Source organism: Geodermatophilus tzadiensis (genome assembly GCF_003002915.1).
GTDB classification, from domain to species: Bacteria; Actinomycetota; Actinomycetes; order Mycobacteriales; family Geodermatophilaceae; genus Geodermatophilus; species Geodermatophilus tzadiensis.
In genome coordinates this window covers 107468-125684 of the sequence record NZ_PVTG01000007.1, presented here as the reverse complement: position 1 = coordinate 125684, position 18217 = coordinate 107468, and the positions used below count along the sequence as shown (strand labels likewise).

At 73.2% G+C, this 18217-nt stretch carries 12 protein-coding genes and 1 pseudogene; 6 read left to right on the top strand and 7 right to left on the bottom strand.

The genetic code is table 11. The features are described from left to right. The first annotated feature begins 2 nt into the window (after positions 1 to 2). Positions 3 to 1739 (top strand): MOSC and FAD-binding oxidoreductase domain-containing protein, encoded by a 1737-nt coding sequence (locus LY71_RS11280; protein ID WP_106277600.1) that lies wholly within the window; start codon positions 3 to 5, stop codon positions 1737 to 1739. Between the two features lie 144 nt (positions 1740 to 1883). On the opposite strand, the gene LY71_RS11275 is transcribed toward LY71_RS11280, so the two are convergent. The 4 genes from LY71_RS11275 to LY71_RS11260 form a co-directional block, all read right to left on the bottom strand. After that, positions 1884 to 3248, bottom strand: a complete 1365-nt coding sequence (locus LY71_RS11275) for a dihydrolipoyl dehydrogenase family protein (protein WP_106277432.1) — start codon at positions 3246 to 3248, stop codon at positions 1884 to 1886. Further along, positions 3245 to 3433 (bottom strand): bleomycin resistance protein, encoded by a 189-nt coding sequence (locus LY71_RS11270; RefSeq protein ID WP_106277430.1) that lies wholly within the window; start codon positions 3431 to 3433, stop codon positions 3245 to 3247. Before LY71_RS11270 ends, LY71_RS11275 begins: the two co-directional genes overlap by 4 nt. An 82-nt stretch (positions 3434 to 3515) precedes the next feature. Beyond that, positions 3516 to 3950 (bottom strand): VOC family protein, encoded by a 435-nt coding sequence (locus tag LY71_RS11265; RefSeq protein ID WP_146146113.1) that lies wholly within the window; start codon positions 3948 to 3950, stop codon positions 3516 to 3518. A 202-nt stretch (positions 3951 to 4152) separates the two neighbouring features. After that, complete coding sequence (locus LY71_RS11260; protein ID WP_245887837.1) at positions 4153 to 7080, bottom strand: ATP-binding protein; 2928 nt, start codon at positions 7078 to 7080, stop codon at positions 4153 to 4155. 123 nt (positions 7081 to 7203) lie between these two features. Here LY71_RS11260 and LY71_RS11255 point away from each other — a divergent pair, with 123 nt between their 5' ends. The 3 genes from LY71_RS11255 to LY71_RS24130 all read left to right on the top strand — a co-directional run bounded on the left by LY71_RS11255 (position 7204) and on the right by LY71_RS24130 (position 9562). After that, positions 7204 to 7878: a VOC family protein gene (locus tag LY71_RS11255; RefSeq protein WP_106277424.1), complete on the top strand. Its 675-nt coding sequence runs from the start codon at positions 7204 to 7206 to the stop codon at positions 7876 to 7878. Positions 7879 to 8110: 232 nt separating this feature from the next. Further along, positions 8111 to 9040, top strand: coding sequence for a redoxin domain-containing protein (locus tag LY71_RS11250; protein ID WP_245887836.1), 930 nt, complete (start codon positions 8111 to 8113; stop codon positions 9038 to 9040). A 60-nt stretch (positions 9041 to 9100) separates the two neighbouring features. Further along, positions 9101 to 9562: a DUF5709 domain-containing protein gene (locus LY71_RS24130; RefSeq protein WP_106277420.1), complete on the top strand. Its 462-nt coding sequence runs from the start codon at positions 9101 to 9103 to the stop codon at positions 9560 to 9562. Positions 9563 to 9597: 35 nt separating this feature from the next. On the opposite strand, the pseudogene LY71_RS24680 reads toward LY71_RS24130, so the two are convergent. The 3 genes and pseudogenes from LY71_RS24680 to LY71_RS11225 form a co-directional block, all read right to left on the bottom strand. Further along, positions 9598 to 9891, bottom strand: a pseudogene (locus LY71_RS24680) (LuxR family transcriptional regulator); the annotation flags it as partial. 1169 nt (positions 9892 to 11060) lie between these two features. Next, the gene (locus LY71_RS11230) at positions 11061 to 11738 is read right to left on the bottom strand and encodes a TetR/AcrR family transcriptional regulator (RefSeq protein WP_106277416.1); all 678 of its coding nucleotides are present in this window, start codon (positions 11736 to 11738) and stop codon (positions 11061 to 11063) included. A gap of 927 nt (positions 11739 to 12665) precedes the next feature. Continuing rightward, positions 12666 to 15509 carry an ATP-binding protein gene (locus LY71_RS11225; RefSeq protein WP_211297270.1) on the bottom strand — a complete coding sequence of 948 codons (2844 nt, stop codon included), beginning with the start codon at positions 15507 to 15509 and terminating at the stop codon, positions 12666 to 12668. A 498-nt stretch (positions 15510 to 16007) separates the two neighbouring features. On the opposite strand from LY71_RS11225, the gene LY71_RS23445 reads away from it, so the two are divergent. Both LY71_RS23445 and LY71_RS11215 read left to right on the top strand, forming a co-directional pair. Then, positions 16008 to 16760: a sigma-70 family RNA polymerase sigma factor gene (locus LY71_RS23445; RefSeq protein ID WP_170121313.1), complete on the top strand. Its 753-nt coding sequence runs from the start codon at positions 16008 to 16010 to the stop codon at positions 16758 to 16760. Between the two features lie 58 nt (positions 16761 to 16818). After that, on the top strand, positions 16819 to 17733 hold the full coding sequence (locus LY71_RS11215; protein ID WP_146146112.1) for a sensor histidine kinase: 915 nt from the start codon (positions 16819 to 16821) through the stop codon (positions 17731 to 17733). Positions 17734 to 18217 lie beyond the last annotated feature (484 nt).

Sequence of the window (18217 nt, the reverse complement as noted above, 5' to 3'; positions counted from 1 at the left end):
GGATGACCGACCGGTTGCTGTCGATCAACGTCGGCGGACCACGCGAGCTGTCCTGGCGGGGGAGGACGGTCCGCACCGCGGTCTACAAGGAGCCCGTCCCCGGCGCCCGGATGGTGCGCCGCACCAACATCGACGGTGACGACCAGGCCGACCGGCTGGCTCACGGCGGCGAGCACCGTGCCGTCTTCGTGTACCAGATCGGGTCCTACCGCTACTGGGAGCAGGTCCTCGGTCGGGACGACTTCGGCTACGGCCAGTTCGGCGAGAACTTCACCGTCGAGGGCCTGCCCGACGACGAGGTCTGCATCGGCGACCGGTACCGCATCGGGCAGGCGGAGTTCGAGGTCACGCAGCCCCGGGTCACCTGCTATCGCGTCGGCATCCGCCTGGACGTCCCCGAGATGCCCACGCTCCTGGTCACCCACCACCGGCCCGGGTTCTACCTGCGGGTCCTCCAGGAGGGGCTGGTCGAGGCAGGTCAGGAGATCGTCAAGACCGGTGAGGCCGAGCAGCGTCTCACCGTGGCCGACGTCGACGCTCTCCTGTACCTGCCGGGTCGGTCGCGGGCGACCCTTCGCCGGGCGGTCGCCATCCCGGCGCTGAGCCGGGGCTGGCACGACAGCTTCCAGGCGCTGCTCGACCAGGCTCCCGACGAGGCCGCGTCCCGGCCGGCCTGGGAGGGCTTCCGGCCGATGCGGGTGATGGCGAAGCAGGCCGAGAGCAGCACGATCAGCTCGTTCCGCCTGCTCCCCGCGGACGGCGATGCGGTGCCGGCCGCCGACCCGGGCCAGTACCTGACGCTGCGCCTGCAGCCCGACGCCGAGGCGCACCCGGTGCTGCGCAGCTACTCGATGTCCGGTCCGCCGGACCCGCAGGCGGGCTACCGGGTCAGCGTCAAGCTGGAACCCGGGGGCTCGGCCAGCGGCCTCCTGCACCGCACCGTGCAGGTCGGGGACCTCGTCGAGGTCGCCGCCCCGCGGGGACAGTTCACGCTCCGCCCCGGCGAGCGTCCGGTCGTGCTGGTCAGCGCGGGCGTCGGCGCCACCCCGGTCCTGGCGATGCTCCACAGCCTGGCCCTGCGGCGCGATACTCGGGCGGTGTGGTGGGTGCACGGCGCCCGGGACGACGCCGAGCAGGCGTTCGCCGCCGAGGTGGACGAGCTCCTGGCGCGGCTGCCCGACGCCCACCGGCTGGTCGCCCACAGTCGGCCCCGGCCCGGCGCGGGCGGCCGCCCCGATGTGGTGGGCCGGCTCGACGCCGGCGTGCTCGAGGACGCCGCGGTGCCCTTCGACGCGGACTTCTACCTGTGCGGCCCCGCCGGCTTCCTCCGCGACCTGGGCGCGGGCCTGGCGGCGCGCGGGGTGCCGCCGGAGCGGGTCGCCGTCGAGGTCTTCGGCAGCCAGGGCGCCACCACGTCGGGCATCGTGGCCACGGGGACACCCCGGGCACCGCACCCACCCCCGGGGGCCCAGCCGCCGGGTTCCGGTCCCGCGGTGAGCTTCGTGAGAAGCAGGCTGACGGTGCCCTGGGACGCGCGCTCGGGCACCCTGCTGGAGCTGGCCGAGGCCTGCGACGTGCCCGTGCGCTTCTCGTGCCGCAACGGGACGTGTCACACCTGCGAGAGCACCGTCCTGGACGGCCGCGTCACCTACTCGTCCGAGCCCCTCGAGCGGCCCCACGACGGTCGGGCGCTCATCTGCTGCAGTACGCCGGTCACCGATCTGGCGCTCGACCTCTGAGCCCCCGGGCCCGGGAGCGCAGGACACACCGCCCCCGACGGCCACCTCGGTACCGGACGTGGTCCATTGCCGCTCGCCGACGATCTCCGGGGCTCCCACGGGAAGGCTCCGGAGATCGTCGGCGGGGCGGCGAGAGCGGGCGGATCAGGACGGTGCCGCCTCGACGAGTTCGCGTCGTCCCGGCGCTACCGTCGCGGTCAGTCGCCCGAGCGTGGCGAGGAAGATCTCGGAGAACGTCGGGAACGGCTGGATGGTGTCCACCAGCACCCCGAGCGGGACATGGGCCCGGATGGCCAGGGTCGCCTGCTGCAGCCACTCGCCGGCCTCCGGGCCGACGGCGTGCGCGCCGGTGAGCCGGTGGCCATCGCTGAGCAGGGTCAGGTGACCGATGCTCCGGCCGTACTCCCGGGTCCAGGTCGCCGTCTTGGCGACGTCGGACACCGCGGTCGTGGCGGAGTGGAGCCCCTCCGCCGCGCCCACCGCGGCCGCCTGGGGATCGGTGTACACCACCCGGGGCACCGCCTCGTAGTTGGCCTCGCGTGGCTCGCCGAGGATGTTCGCCGCGACGATCCTGGCCTGGTACTTGCCGACGTGGGTGAGCTGCCACAGGCCGGTGACGTCGCCGATGGCCCAGGTGCGCTCGGCGGCCCGGAGCCGGCCGTCGACCGGGACGCCCCGTGCGTCGGGGGAGATCCCGACGGTCTCCAGGCCCACCCCCTCGACCCGAGCGCGGCGGCCGGTGGCGACGAGGAGCCGGTCGCCCCGCAGCTCGCGACCGTCGCCGAGCGTCAGCACGAAGTCGGTGCCCTCGCGACGTGCCCGGTCGACCCGGGTGCCGAGGAGCACCTCGACGCCGTCGCGGCGCAGCACCTCGCCGAGCGCGTCGCCGAGCGGCGCCGGCTCCCGGGCCAGCAGCCGGTCTCCCCTCTCGACCAGGGCGACCTCTCCGCCGAGGCGCCGGACGGCCTGCGCCATCTCGACGCCGACGGCACCGCCACCCAGCACGAGCAGCCGGCGAGGCACCTCGGTCATGCCCGTCGCGCCCCGGTTCGTCCACACGCCCTCGAGCTGCTGCAGGCCGGGAACCGGCGGCAGCACGGGGTCGGATCCGCAGGCGAGGACGACGTGGGCGGCGGTGTACCGGGTGCCGTCCACCTCGACGGCTCCCGGCCCGGCGAGCCGGCCGGTCCCGCGGAGCAGGTCGATGCCGTTGTCGGCGAGCCAGCCTTCCTGGCCGGCATCGGAGTGGCCCGACACCATGAAGTCTCGCCAGGCCAGGGCGGCCTGCACGTCCACCTGCGCGGTGGCGCCGGTCTCCCGTGCGGCGTGCACGGCCTCGCCGGCGCGCAGCAGCGTCTTGGACGGAATGCAGGCCCAGTACGAGCACTCCCCGCCGACGAGCTCGCGCTCGACGAGCGCAACGCGCAGCCGCCCCGCGGCGAGCGCGGCCGCACAGTGCTCGCCGGGCGCGCCGGCGCCGAGGACGATGACGTCGTAGTCGGTCGTCATCGGTGCGTCCCCTCGAGATGCCCGGACGCCTCGGCGATGGCCTCCTCGGGGCTGCGGCCGTGCTCACGGGCGACGATGTAGGCGGCGTACCAGCCCGACCAGTGGTGCGGAGGGGCGGTTGCCTCGTAGGGACCGTGGTGCTCCTCGGCCTCGCGGAGCAGGCCGGTCAGGGTGCCGACGTCCATGGTGGTCCTCTCGCTCTGGGGGCGGTTGCGCGCTACGCCCGGGACGGTGCGTCGACCCTCGTCGCCCGCCCGGGCGGTGGTGTCAGCGGCCCGGGAGGCGGGTGGTGATCTCCTGCAGGACCCAGGTGTTCCCGTCCGGGTCGCTGAAGGTCGCGTAGGAGGCGTAGCTCAGGTGCTGGGGGTGCGGTCCGCTGAGCCGGGCCGCGGGATCGGCCCGCAGCGGGCCCTTGTGGGCGTCGTGGAAGACCTCGCTGACCTGTGCGCCGTGCGCGATGAGCTCGCTGCGGGCGGCCTCGACGTCGGAGACGGCGAGGAACAGGCCCTGCACGGGGCCGTCCGGCTGGACGGTTCCGGTGCCGAAGTGGATCGATGCGGGCGATCCGGGCGGTGTCATCTGCACGACGCGGTAGCCCCCCTCGCCCGGGAAGTCGGCGTCCTCGCGCCAGCCCAGTTCCTTGTAGAACTGCTTGGCGCGGTCGACGTCGGCGACGTGCACTGAGACGACTTCGAGCTCCATGTCCACGGTGGGTCTCCTCGTGTCGATTGGCCGGCACCTGTCGGTGTCAGGGGAGACCGTGACGCGTCGGGGGCCGTGCTCGCCCCAGGGGAAGACCCTGGCCGGCCGACGGGCTCGGCGGCCAGGGGTCGGTCGTCGCGCCCCGCGGAGGGGGGCGCCTGACCGGGAGCCGGTGACCTCGTTGGCCGGTGTGCCGCAGGCGTCAGGCGCTCGCGGACGCCCTGTCGATGTCCACCATCGACCGGCGCAGCTCGCGGCGCGTGGCCACGCCGACCTTCGCGAAGATCTTCCGCAGGTGCCACTCGACGGTGCGGGCGCTGATGAACAGGGCCGCACCGATCTCGGGGTTGGTGAGTCCCTGCGCCACCAGCTGCGCGATGTGCGTCTCCTGGGGCGTGAGCTCGGTAGGCGCCTCGGTGGTGCGCTTGCGCACCGTCTCGCCGGTGGCGAGGAGCTCGTGACGGGCCCGCTCGGCGAAGCCCCGCACGCCCATTGTGCTCAGCGTCTCGTGCGCCGCCCTCAGCTCGGTGCGGCCATCGACGCGGCGCCCCTCTCTGCGCAGCCACTCCCCGTACAGCAGGCGGGTCCGGGCATGGGTGACGTGCAGGGAGGTCCGGCCCAGGCGTTCGATGGCCTCTCGGTAGAGGTCCTCGGCGCTGCCTCGGTCGCTGAGCAGGGCGCGACTGGCCGCCTCGACGCCCAGCACCCAGTCGGTTGCGCTGGAGCGGGCCATCGCCGAGATGTGGTCGGTGGCCTCGGCGGCAGCCCTGGCGTCGCCGGACCGGACTCCCGCCTCGACCATCTCGACCAGAGCCCACTGTGGTGGGCCCAGCTCCAACGGGTCGGCGGCCGCGTCCCGGGCGGCCCGCAGGGCTTCCTCGTAGCGACCCTGGCCGTTGTGGAGTACGGCCCGGGCCCACTGCATCATGTTGACGCCCACTCCCTCCCCGCGGCTGAGGAAGTCCTCGAGGCAGCTCGCGGTCATCCGGTCCGCCTTCTCGGCCTCCCCGCGGACCGCCGCGAGGCACGCCTCGCCGTACGGGGCCAGCGCGCCCACGCCTCCGGTCACCTCCGACACGGTCTGGATCTCCTGGACCAGGGACGAGGCCGCGGTCAGGTCTCCGGTGAACAGGTGCACGAAGACCCGGCTGGTGAGGGCCAGCGGAAGTGCGCTGAGAGCGCCGGCCCCCCGAGCGGTCTGCAGGTGTCGGCGGGTCAGGACGTCCCAGCCGGCGTCGTCCCACAGGGACACCGCCGTGGACGCCGCCAGCCACGCGGACCGCAGGGCCTCGTCCAGGCTCAGTTCGCCGTCCGTGAACATCCGCACTGCTCGGCGGCAGGCCGGCACAGACGCCGGGAACCCGTCGGTGAACCGGACCGCGAGCCCGTCGAGCAGGACGTCACCCTTGCCGGCCGAGGGTGCCGGCGGGGAGCTCCGGGCGGCCTCGGCCACGTGCCGGGCGGTGGGGCCGGCCGCGAATCGGCCGGCGAAGAGCGCCGCTGCCAGCGCGTCCAGGTAGGTGGTCCGGGCGAGCCGCGGGTCGAGTGGTTCCAGTCGCTGTGCCGCCTCCAACAGCAGCGGCAGGGCCTCGTTGCCGCGGTTGGCCGCGAAGGACATCTGCGCCAGCAGCAGGTCGCGCCGTGCTCGGTCCGCCTCGCTCATCGATCCCAGGGCGGCTGCGGTCAGCAGACTCGACGCCTCGGCGAACTGGCCGGCGGTCACCTTGGCCTGTGCCCCCTGCAAGGCGCGCTGGGTTCGTCGGGCGGGATCGGGCGTCAACGCCGTCGCGCGATCCAGGAAGGCGGCGGCTGCGGCCAGACCGCCGTGCGCGAGGGCCCGATCGGCTGAGCGCTCCAGCTCGGCAGCCACAACCTCGTCCGGCCCCGTCGCCGCGCACGCCCGGTGCCAGGCTCTCCGGTCGGGATCGAGGTCGGGGTCGGTCACCTCGGCGAGAGCTGCGTGGACCTTGCGGCGGTCGGACGGGGTGGCCGACCGGTAGACGGCCGACCGCACCAGCGGATGCCGGAAGCGGATCCGGTCCCGCAGCTCGATCAAGCCAGCGGCCTCGCACGTCGTCGCGGCCTCGGGCTCGATGCCGAGCAGGTCGGCGGCGCGCCACAGGAGCGGGACGTCGCCCACCGGTTCGGCCGAGGCGGTGAGCAGCAGGCGCCTGGCCGGGGGTGGGAGGAGCTCGACCTGGTGCAGGAAGGTGCGCTCGAGGCGGAGGGACAGGGACGTGGTGGTGTCGCCGGGGTCGCCGCCGAAGGCCAGGTCGGCTGTGGAGAGCCCCCGGGGCAGTTCCAGGAGCGCCAGGGGATTGCCGTGGCTCTCGGCGAGGATGCGCTCACGGACGCGGGGGTCGAGGGGCCCGGTCAGGGCCGACTGCAGGAGTGCGGCCGCGTCGTGAGGACCCAGGCCCGCGACCTGCAGGTCCGGTAGACCGGCGAGCCGGCCGTCACCGTCGGGGTCACGGACGGCGAACACGAGCGCCACCCGTTCTGCGGCGAGCCGCCGCGAGACGAACTCCAGGACCTGCGCGGAGGCCTGGTCCAGCCACTGGGCGTCGTCGACGACGCACACCAACGGCCGGTCCTCGGCCAGGTCCGCGAACAGGGTCAGCACGGCCAAGCCGATGAGGAAGCGGTCCGGGCCACTGCCAGACCGCAGCCCGAACGCCGTGCCCAACGCATCCCGCTGCGGAGCGGGCAGGCCGTCCAGCCGGTCGAGGAAGGCGCTGCACAGCTGGTGCAGGCTCGCGAACGCCAGTTCCATCTCCGACTCGACCCCGGATGCACGCGCCACGTGGCAGCCGACCGCGCGCTCCAGGACGACCTCGAGCAGGGCGGTCTTGCCGATCCCGGCCTCGCCACGCAGGACCAGCACCTGACTGCGTCCCGCCTTCGCTGCCGCCACGAGGCTGCTCAGCTCGTCGGACTCGTTGCGCCGCCCGAGGAGGCGGGGCAGGGAGGTGGTAGGGGCCATGCCACACCGCCCACTTCGTGGGTCAGGACGCTCAGGTCGAGGCCACCGGCGAGGGTGGCGCCCGGGATGATAGTGACTCTCACCACACCGACGGGAGCCCGCTGATCGGTTCGAGCGAGTCAGTGCGCACGGCGAGTGCCCGCGCACGGATCGGCCCACGGCCCGGCGTGGAGCTCGGGATCCCAGGGGGCCGCCCAGGGTGTCTCCCTGGTGTGAGGCGGCGATCCGGGGGGGAGCGTCGACCTCGTCGGAGACATCGAGGAGGGCGGGATGAGCACCACCGAGATCCGGGGCAACGAGGGCGCCGCAGTCGCGGGCGTCGCGACGATCGACATGAAGCTGGAGGTGATCGTCATCCCGGTGTCCGACGTCGACCGGGCGATCGCCTTTTACCAGGGGCTGGGCTGGCGGCTGGACGGCGACTCCACGGTGGGCGACCACTTCCGAGGGGTCCAGTTCACGCCACCGGGATCGGCGTGCTCGATCCAGTTCGGCACGAACGTCACCTCGGCGGCGCCCGGGTCGGCGCAGAGCCTCCACCTGATCGTCGGCGACATCGAGGCCGCGCACGCCGAGCTCGTGGCCCGCGGAGTGCCCAACAGCGGCATCTACCACTGCCAGGACGGCTACGCCTGCAGGTTCCCCGGCAACGACCCGCCGGTGCCCGGCCCGCACCCCGATCGCGGCACCTACGGCTCCTTCCTGGACTTCACCGACCCCGACGGCAACGGCTGGGTGCTGCAGGAGATCACCGCCCGGTTCCCCGGCCGGGTCGAGGGGGAGACGACCTACACGTCGGCGGACGACCTGTCCCGGGCCCTGCGCCGGGCGGCGGCCGCCCATGCCGCGCACGAGTCCCGCACCGGTCAGGCGGACCCTGACTGGCCGGAGTGGTACGCCGAGTTCATGCTGCGCGAGCAGACCGGCGAGCAGCCACCCAGCTGACCGGCGCGCGGCGGGGGCGGGTCACCGGTCGACGCCCAGGCGCGGGACCGGCAGCACGGACTCCCACTGGAGCCCGCCCACCCGGACCGCTACCTGCACGCCCCACCTGTCGCCCGGAAGAGACCGCGGCGGGTGGGGCCGCGACCGGGGACTTCAGGCTGCGCCCCTGGGTGCCCTCGACCCCCTGGAGCGCGCGACACCCCGGAGGTCCGACATGCTCACCCGTGTCCACATGCCTCCCCTCGCGGGAGCGACCGGCTGGCTCAACACCGACCCGCTGAGCAGTGCCGCGCTCCGCGGACACGTCGTCCTCGTCGAGTTCTGGACCTTGACCTGCATCAACTGGTTGCGCACGGCGCCCTACATCCGTGCCTGGTCGCGGGCCTACCGGGACGACGGTCTCGTGGTCGTCGGGGTCCACACGCCGGAGTTCCCCTTCGAACGCGACCTCGACTCCGTCCGGGCGGCGACGGAGGAACGGCGGATCGACTACCCCGTCGCCCTCGACAACGAGTACCGGATCTGGCGGTCCTTCGCCAACCACTACTGGCCAGCGCTGTACTTCGTCGACGCCGATGGCGTCATCCGCGACGAGTACTCCGGCGAAGGCCGGTACGAGGAGTCCGAGCGCCTCCTCCAGCGGCTGCTCAGCGTCGACCGGGCACTCGTCGACGTCGACGCGACCGGCGTCGAAGCGGAGGCGGACTGGGTCGACCTGCGGACGCCCGAGACCTACCTAGGTGGTGAGCGGGGCACGCCTCCCGTACCGCCGATCGGTTCCGCGGGCGCCTGCCCGTCCACACCTCACCCGTCGTCGGGCCTGCGTCCCGGGCAGTGGAGCCTGCACGGTGACTGGTCAGTCGGCGACGAGAGCGTGCAGGTCCGGCAGGCCGGCGGGAGCATCGTCATCCGCTTCCACGCCCGCGACGCCCACCTGGTCCTCGCGCCGGGCGTTCTCCAGCCGATCCCCTTCCGGGTCCTCCTCGACGGCCAGGTCCCTGAGGCCTCGCACGGTGTGGACGTCGCCGAGGACGGGACCGGTGTCCTGCGTGAGGGCCGCCTCTACCAACTGGTGCGCCAGCACGGGCAGGTCCGGGACCGGACCCTGGAGGTCCAGTTCCTCGAGGCCGGTGCGGACGCCTACGCCTTCACCTTCGGCTGAGCGCCGACCAAGCCGGGGCGAACGGCCTCGGACCAGTACATCGACGGCAGGAGGCCAGCCATGTCGATCCTCGGCTGGAACGGGGCGGACCCCGAGCAGGACTCCGGTCTGCTGCAACCGCAGGACAGTCTCGACCAGACCGACGGCGTCCTGGACGTCCTCGACAGCGGCTGGTCTCCTCCCGACCGTCCGTGGGCGGTGGGTGACTGGGGAACGACGCACTGGGAGCAGATCACCGGACAGAGCCTGGATGCCCGGTTGGCCAGGGAGTGGCCGGAGTACCTCGACGAGGACGACGGCGACGGCCTAGGTGACAGCCGCGACACCGACGGCGAACTCCTCGACGCCGAGGTGGGGGACCGACGATCCGGGCGTCTCGTCGATCTCCCGTGGGGCCATCCCGGCCGCGACCTGCACGCCCGCGACGTGGGTGTCGACGGGGCCGGCGCGTCGGCCGAGGAGGGGGCGGTCCACCTCGTCGGTGACGATGCCGAGGCGTTCGACCGGCGTGGCGAGCTCTGAGCCCTGCCGGAGGGCGGGCGCCGCTCCACGGTCCGCGGGCTGAGGAGGAGCTGCGCTCCGATCTCCGTGGTCGTCCAACCGTCAGCCGCCAGGCGGGCGATCCGCGCTTCCCGCGCGGACAGCACGCGAACCTCCTGAGCACCGTGCTCGGGCAGGACCTCACCGCAGGCCCGCTGCTCGCGGCGTGCGCGATCGGCGAACCCGTCCGCTCCCGTTGCTCGGCACAGGTCGTGCGCGGTGAGGAACTGCCCTCGAGCGTCCGGCCCGCGTCCGGAGCTGCTCGGCCGTTCGCCGGAGAGGTGATGGGCACGGGCCAGCTCGATGCGCATGCGCGTTCGGCTCAGGTGGGTGGCGTGAGTGCCGGACGTGACCTCCGGCGTCCGTGTGGCTGAGGCGAGCTCGGCCGCGCGCTTCGCAGCCCGCTGTCCACCGGTGCTGGAGACCCGCCCGCTCCGGAACGACCCCCACAGTCGCCCGCCAGTGCCGGCCGGGACTGGTCGCGTCGGCGGGCCCCGGCGCTCGTGACGAGGCTCGGGTGGTGTCCAGGGTGCCTCCCTGGTGTCAGCCGGAAGCGCACGGAGGAGCGTCGACCTCGTCGAGGACGCCGGGCGAGGTGCGATCCGCTCGGGGTCACGGCCGACTCCTGGCGACTCCCGACGGGATGCGACGTCTTCCTGGCCCGCCAGGGGCCGCACCCGGTGCCTCCCTGTCCGCCACGCCTGCGCCGCTCGCCATCGCGGTGCGGTCGCCGACCGGGCCACTCCCTGCGGGGGCTCGACCATCGTGAGGAGACGAGATTTTGTCCACTCCGCAGGCACCCCGCACCGTTCCGAGGACTGCCGCGCCCCGCCGTCGGCTCTCCGTCCGGTGGCCTACGGGCTGGCCGGTCACGCCATCTACCTCGGACTGTTCGCGGCTGCGACCCCCACGCCCCACGCCCCTCCACCGGAACCACAGCGCGCTGTGGGGCTTCTCGCCGTCGACCTCGACGCTCGTCTACGCGACGTACGCGCTGGGCGTCCTCGCCTCCCTGGTCTGGCCAGCAGCGCCGGCATCGCGCTCGGTGTCCTGACGGCATCCGCGCTCGTGCAGCCGGCCTGGGCGCCCCGGATGCTGCCCCATGCCGTGCCCTTCGGCCTGCAGGCCATCGCGCTGGCCGGTGCGTACTGGATGCCGGAGCCAGTGGCCGCCCGCGGCCGATCCCGCGACGACACATCGAGCCGCACGGCCACCCCGGCGGCCGACAGCTCGGCGAGTTCCTCGTTCGAGTGCACTGCGGTCCCTCTCCTCCGGTCGGTCTCCACGCGCGACGGGTCATCGGTCGCCTCTGGCTCGAAGGTGCCCTGAGCTGGTCGCCCTCGCGCCAGGGTCTGACCCCGGGGTCGCGTGAGGCCGATCAGCCAGGAGCTCCGGCAGTCAGCGACAGACGCTCCGTGCTGCGGTACCGCTGGCACGGCAGGCGTCGACTCGAGTGAGCCCATGACGCATGACCGGCGCGTCACGCAGGGTGAGAGGGGACTCCGCCGTGCAGGTGCTCTGGGTCGGTGCACCTGCCGATGGTCACGGCGGCCTCTGCGAAGCTCTCACCCACGCACTGCCGGAGTGTGGCGGTGGTCCCGCCTCGCCAGCGACGGAAGGCAGCGCGGATGACGACGAGTCCCAGGGCTGCGTTCCACCAGACGGTCGGATCGGTGTCGGGGACGTCGCGTGCCGCTGCGAGGGCGCCGGCGAGCTCCGCCTCCCACTCGCGCTGCACGAGCAACGTGCGCGACAGCAGGACCGGGTTGGCGGTGACGATGCGGTCGCGCATGGCCAACTCCTCGGCGTGCACCTCGAGGTAGTCGGCGAAGCCCAGGAGGGCGCCTTCCAACTGGTCTGCGGTCGTCCCGGTCGGTGCCCGGGCGACGGCTTCCCGGATGGCCTCGAGGAAGAACGGCCGGTACGCGAACAGCACCCCGTCCTTGGTGCCGAAGTGACGGTAGAAGGTCGCCGGACCGATACCGGCCGCCGCGCAGATCTGCTCAACCGTCACTGCCTCCACACCGTGCCGGTCGAAGAGCTCGAGTGCTGTTCGCTCGACCCGCGTCCAACTACGGCTCCGGCGGCCCTGTGGAGGGCTCGAGCTCTCCGCTGAGTCGCCACGGGACCCAGTGGCTGGGACGGATCCGTCAGACACCGCCTACTGACCTCCTCGAGGGCTCCCCGGGGTGCCGTGCCTGCCAGCTGGCCGGTGTCGAGGGCGCCCTATTGGCCGATCGTGCAGCAGCGACCCGACCAGCGCACCGTGCCGGGGTAGCCGCCGCCGAGAGTCCACTCGCGCAGAGCCCGGGGCCATCGGCCGTCGGCACCGCCGCGAACCGGTGTTCCACCGGGCCTCCCACAGGTGTGACACCTCAGGTACCGGATGGTCGGCTCCACGCCGGCTGAGCCCGAGCACCACACCGGCCGGCGAGTGGGAACGGAAGGAATCCACGTGTCGCTCACGGCCCTTCGGGCGAGCTCCGCCGCCACCACCGTCCTCGGCGTGCTGATCGCCGCCAGCACCGTCATCCGCCTCCTCGCCGGTGATCCTCGATCCGCCGCCGTCGCGGCGTGGCCGGCCCTCACCGGCGCGCTGTTCGGCATCCTCGGCCTGTTCGGTGTCCACGTCGCCCTGCAGGATCACCTCGGGCGCTGGGGTCCCGCTGCCGTCGTCACGGCTGGAACGGGGCCCGGACTGTCCCTCGGCCGGTCCTACGGCCTGACCTCCGCCCTCCCGGGCACCGGTCCCCCTGCTCGCGGGCGCCGTCCTCGACGCGGTCGGCTTCGCCACTCCGGAGGTCCGGCTGGTGGGGGTGATCGCAGCGACTGGCTCGAGCTGTTGCTGCCCACACGACCGCCTCAGCGCGTACGTCCTCCAGTCGCACGGCCACGGCCGCCCGGATGCCCTGGCCCGGCCGGCCTTCCTGGCACGAGGTCGATGGGGGCCGCCGCGCTGCGATGGCTGAGGTGCGGCCGGACCGGGGACGTCGGTGCCGCGTGGTTCCGGAGTGCGTGCGAAGCGGAGGAACGGTCGCTCGTCCGGGGTTGCGGCGCCTGGGGGTGCCGGTCCGGTAGAGCCGCCTCAGGAGGGGGTCGGCCTCGGTCTCCCGCCACGCGGACCGCGGGCACGCGGCAGGGATCCGCCCGCCTGCGCGGCGGAAACGGCACGGTCATCGACGGCGGGGAGCGACCTGCGCAGCTCGCGGCGAGTCGTGAGCCCGAGCTTCGTGAAGACCTTGCGGAGGTGCCACTCGACCGTTCGGGCGCTGATGAACAGCATCGCCGCGATCTCGGTGTTGGTCAGCCCTTGGGCGGCCAGCCGTGCGATGTGCAGCTCCTGAGGCGTCAGTTCGGCGGGTTCTGCGGTCACGCTCCTGCGCACGGCCTCCCCGGTGGCCTGCAGCTCCTGCCGAGCTCGTGCGGCGAACGCTTGGGCTCCCATCGCCTGGAGTGCTTCATGCGCCGCGCGCAGCTGTGCCAGAGCCTCGACGCGGCGGCCTTCGCGGCGCAGCCATTCGCCGTAGAGCAGCCGCGCCCTGGCCTGTTCGCTGCGGATCAGCGTCCGGTCCAGGCGCGTGATCGCTTCCCGGTACAGCTCGTCGGCGGCAGGACCACGGCGGAGCAGAGCCTCTCGGGCCGCGCGGACGCCCAGTGCCCAGTCGGTACCGCTCGCTGTGGCCATGGCGGTGAGCTGTTCCTGTGCCACAGCGGCCGCAGCGACGTCCCCGCTCCGCATCCCTGCCTCGACGAGCTCGGCCAGCGCCCACTGGGGTATGCCCGTCTCCAGTGGCTGAGCAGCCGGTACCCGGGCCCAGCGCAGTGCGTCGTCGTAGCGACCGAGTCCGTTGCAGAGCACTGCGCGTGCCCACGCGGTCATGTTGACGCCGACGCCCTCGCCCCGAGTCACCACGTCGTCCAGGCAGCTCTGGATGAACGGCTCAGCCACCTCGGGGTCACCCCGCAGGGCGAGCAGACCGACCTCTCCGTACGGCGCGAGGCCGTTGCCCGTGGCCTCGGTGACCGAGCGGAGTTCCTCGACCAGGAACGCAGCCTTGTCCAGGTCGCCGGTGAAGAGGTGCACGACGATGCGGGTGTTCAGAGCGAGCGGCAGGGCGCTCAGGCCCCCCGACTGACGGGCGAAGTCCAGGTGCCGCCGGGACAGCCGGTCCCAGTTGGAGTCGTCCCACAGCAGTGTTGTCGTCGCAGCCGCGAGCCAGGCGAAGCGCAAGCCCTCGTCCACGGTGAGGTCTTCGCGCGCGAACGTGCTGACGGCCCGCTGCAGGAGCGGGACGGCCGCGTCGTAGCCGTCGGTGTGCAGGACTGCGAGGCCGTCGAGGAGGAGGTCGCCTTTCCGCGGCTGTGGCAGCGCGGGGGCTGCTCGAGCGGCTCGCGCCACCTCGTGAGCGCCGGGTCCTGCGGCCAAGCGGCCGGCGAACAGTGCCGCGGCCAGGGCGTCGAGGTAGGTGTCCCGGGCCAGGGTGGCGTCGATCCGCTCGAGTCGCCGAGCGGCGGTCAGCAGCAGGGGCAGTGCTTCGTTCCCCCGGTCTGCGGCGAACGACAGCCGCGCCCGGAGCACCTCGATGCGGGCTCGTTCGGCTTCTCCGAGCGGACCCATCTCCGCCGTTGTCAGCAAGCGGGCGGCCGCCGCGAATGCGCCGGCGGACACCTTGGCCTGGGCGGCGTCGATCGATCGTCGGGCCCGGCGGAGGGGCTCAGGCGTGAGGATCACCGCGCGCTCCAGGAAGGCGGCCGCAGCGGCCAGGCCACCCTTGGCCTGCGCCCTGTCGGCTGAGCGTTCGAGTTCCGCGGCGACTGCCTCGTCCGGGCCCACGGCGGCGCACGCTCGGTGCCACGCCCGGCGATCCGGGTCTGCCTCCGGATCGGTCACCTCGGCCAGCGCAGCGTGGACCTGCCGCCGCTCGGCGTCGGTGGCTGCGCGGTAGACGGCGGACCGGACGAGTGGGTGCCGGAAGCGGGTGCGTTCACGCACCTGGAGCAGGCCCGCATCTTCTGCCGCGGCCGCCGTGTCGGCGTCGATGCCCAGTCGCTCGGCGGCCCGCCAGAGAAGGAGGACGTCCCCGACGGGCTCGGCAGCGGCCACCAGGAGCAGCCGGCGGGCCAGCGTCGGGAGCGCATCCACCTGCCGGAGGAACTCGTGCTCGAGCCGCCGCGCCAGCGGCGGGGCGACCTCCTCGACGTCACCGCCGAAGGCCAGGTCGGCGGTCGAGTGCCCGCGAGGCAACTCCAGGAGGGCGAGCGGGTTGCCGCGGCTCTCGGCCAGGATGCGGGTACGGACCCGGGCGTCCAGGACACCGTTCACCGTCGACTCCAGCAGCGTCGCAGCATCCCGCATGCCGAGGCCGCGCACGACCAGCTCCGGCAGACCGGTGAGCCGGGGCTCGTGGTCGGATCCTCGCAGCGCGAACACCATGGCGATGGGCTCGGCCGCCAGCCGTCGGGCGACGAACTCCAGCGCCTGCAGCGTCGCTTGGTCGAGCCACTGGGCGTCGTCCACGACGCAGATCAACGGTCGGTCCTCGGCCACCGACGACAGCAGGGTCAGCACTGCAAGGCCCACGAGGAACCGATCGGGTGCGCCCCCGGAGCGCAGCCCGAATGCAGTGGCCAGCGCCTCCTGCTGGGGTCCGGGCAGTCCGTCGAGCCGACCCAGGAGAGGGCTGCACAGCTGGTGGAGGCTCGCATAGGCGAGCTCCATCTCGGATTCGACGCCCGCGGCTCGGACGACCCTGCAGCCCGCCGTCCGCTCGAGCATGAAGTTCAGCAGGGCGGTCTTCCCGATGCCCGCCTCGCCTCGCAGCACCAGGGCCTGGCTGCGACCAGCCTTGGCCGCTGCCACGAGACGGCGGAGCAGGTCGCACTCGTCACGCCGTCCCGGCAACGACGGTGGGGGAGCAGGTGAGGTCACGGGAACCGCCCGGAGGAGGGCGCGCGGGCGCGCGGGACGTGGATGACGACGACCGGGAGGACAGGCGACGCAGCGCAGCCGGGGAACGGCAGCGCTCGACCACCGTCTGGCGGACAGCACGGTCGGCAGGATGTCGGGGCGACCGCGGGGCGCCCCGGCTGGAGTAGGTCAGGTCCGTCCGCCGGCGTCGCGGTGGACGGGATCCGACGTCACCCGTCGGGTGTCGGCGTCGGGCCGCGGTGCGACCCGCCCCGGTCGGTGCAGGTCGCGACGGCGTTCATGTCGATCCCCTCGGCGGTTCTTCGGCTGACGTCCTCCCCACTAAGCCGTGACCCCCCGGGAAGCAAGTCGTGGTTGCGAGAGGACGCCCATGGCACGATCCGGTCGTCGGCGAGGGGGTGGAGAGATGCGTCGAGAGCCCGGCCTCTCGCGCAGCGGCGCTCAGCCATCGTGACTCCCGTCGCCCGGCTCTCGCCCGATGAGGAGCGCGACCTCGTCGTGGCGGCCGAACTGGGCGACCACGAGGCACGCCGCAGGCTGGTCGAGGCGTGCCTCCCGGCCATCGTCGCCCTCGCCGGCACGTTCCGGCGCACCAGCCGGATCGAGCGCCGGGAGCTGGTCCAGGAGGGGATCGCCGGTCTCCTGCTGGCCACGCGCCGATTCGACCCTTCCTTGGGCACGCCGTTCTGGGCGTACGCGTCGTACTGGGTGCGCAAGGCGATGCAGGAGCTCGTCGCGGACCTCGCCCGTCCTGTCGCCCTGTCCGACCGCGCGGTCCGGGTGCTTGCCACGGTGCGTGCTGCTCGCGCCGACCACCTCAGGCAGCACGGCGCCGAGCCGACGACCGAGGAGCTGAGCCGGTCCACCGGTCTGCCGCAGGCGCAGATCGAACGACTGCAGGCCGCCGAGCGCACGCCTCACAGCCTCGAGGAGCGGGTCGACCAGGACGGCGTGGCGGTCGCGACAGTGGGGGAACGCATCGCCGATCCCCAAGCCGAGTGGGCGTTCGACGACGTGCTCGACGACATCGAGGTCGGCGAGGTCCGGGCCCTCACCGACCTGCTCGACGATCGGGAGCGCCTGGTGATCCGCCAGCACTTCGGGCTGGACGAGCCGGCGCAGACGCTCCGAGGCATCGCCACCGGATTGGGTGTGACGGCGGAGCGGGTGCGACAGATCGAGGCCGGAGCGCTTGCCAAGCTGCGAGCTTCTCTCGCCCGGCCAGCGGTCGCCGTACCGAACGAGACTTGACACCGGCCAGGTGCGGCTTAGTGGCGAACACAGGGAGTGATCTCGCCGAGGGAGGGTGATGGAACCACAGGGGACGGCTCTGCGCCACGACGCCCTCGTCTACGACAGCGGGGACGAGTGGGTGGAACTGGGCGCGGCCTTCCTGCGCCGTGGGTTGGAGGCGGGGGAAGGCGGCGTGGTCGCGCACACACGCCAGGGGCTCTCGCTGATGCGGGAGGCCCTGGGCGCGGACGCGTCCGAGGTGAGGTTCGTCGACGTCAGCGCCGCCTACACGCGTCCCGTCCGGACGCTGGCCTCCTACCACGCCGTGTACGCGGAGCAGTTGCGGAGGACTCCCTCCTTGCGGGCCGTCGCGGACGTCCAGTTCGGTCCGGATCCCGGGGAGTGGGATCTCTGGACCGGCTATGAGGCGGCGTTCAACCGGTCCTTCTCGCACCTACCCGCCTGGGTGCTGTGCACCTACGCAACGGGATCCCTGCCCGAAGCGGTTCGCGAAGGCGTGTGGCGCACCCACCCAGGCGTCGTCAGCGGAGGCACCTGGACGCGGAGCGCTCTGTTCGAGGAGCCGGAGCGCCTGCTGCGTGGATCCTCCGCCGCCCGCAGGCCGATGCAGGTGCTGCGGCCCCTTCCCGTCGTGGACGGTGTGGAGCAGTTCCGCGAGCTCCTGGCGCGCGAGTTGGTCGCCGAACGGATGCCCTCGGCGAGGGTCCTGGACATGCTGCTCGCCACCTCGGAGGTGTTCGTCAACGCGGAGCAGCACGGCGGCGGTGTGGTGTCGATCCGTGTCGGACGTGCGGACGGGCGGTTCGCCTGCGAGATCGTCGATCGCGGAGCCGGCTTCGACGACCCGCTCGCCGGCTACCTGGCGCCCAGGCCGGGAGTCGGCGCCGGGCTCTGGGTTGCTCGTCAGTTGACCTGGTGCATCGACTTCTTCACATCGGCCGACGGCTTCACCGCCCGCATCGTGATGTGACCCTGCGTCGCCCACGACGCAAGGGCCCGCGGCTGCGCCGACCGGTCCCGTGACGAGTGAGCCCCGAGTCGCCATGGATCTCAATGAGCCGGAGAGGGTTGCTGATGACGGGACGGCTGACAGGCATCCTCTGGCCGTCACTCGGGGCCGCGGACCTGCTGCCGGGGGCTGGGGGTGAAGGTGTCGCAGGTCCACATCCCGTCAGCCCGACAGCGAGGCGGCAGGTCAGGGGCGGGTCACCCGACGAGGGTGGCCCGCCTCTCGCGTGAGTACAGCGACGCTGGACGACCTCGGTGAGTCCTGACCTCGGCCGCCTCCCGCTGCCGGGCCGGACCGACGTGCCTGTGGACGTCCGCGGTGGTGGTGCAGGACGAGTGGCACAGGTGCTCGGCCAGTGACGGTCCAGCCTCGTCTCGGCGCAGGCACATCGGAGCCAGCCGCGACACCGGTGCCGGCCCCTGCTCCGGGACCGCCCGGGGCGGTC

Excerpts from the sequence above, each read along its gene's own strand:
- LY71_RS11280 (WP_106277600.1), top strand. The coding sequence starts at position 3 with ATGACCGACCGGTTGCTGTCGATCAACGTCGGCGGACCACGCGAGCTG.
- LY71_RS11275 (WP_106277432.1), bottom strand. The coding sequence starts at position 3,248 with ATGACGACCGACTACGACGTCATCGTCCTCGGCGCCGGCGCGCCCGGC.
- LY71_RS11270 (WP_106277430.1), bottom strand. The coding sequence starts at position 3,433 with ATGGACGTCGGCACCCTGACCGGCCTGCTCCGCGAGGCCGAGGAGCAC.
- LY71_RS11265 (WP_146146113.1), bottom strand. The coding sequence starts at position 3,950 with ATGGAGCTCGAAGTCGTCTCAGTGCACGTCGCCGACGTCGACCGCGCC.
- LY71_RS11255 (WP_106277424.1), top strand. The coding sequence starts at position 7,204 with ATGAGCACCACCGAGATCCGGGGCAACGAGGGCGCCGCAGTCGCGGGC.
- LY71_RS11250 (WP_245887836.1), top strand. The coding sequence starts at position 8,111 with ATGCCTCCCCTCGCGGGAGCGACCGGCTGGCTCAACACCGACCCGCTG.
- LY71_RS24130 (WP_106277420.1), top strand. The coding sequence starts at position 9,101 with ATGTCGATCCTCGGCTGGAACGGGGCGGACCCCGAGCAGGACTCCGGT.
- LY71_RS11215 (WP_146146112.1), top strand. The coding sequence starts at position 16,819 with ATGGAACCACAGGGGACGGCTCTGCGCCACGACGCCCTCGTCTACGAC.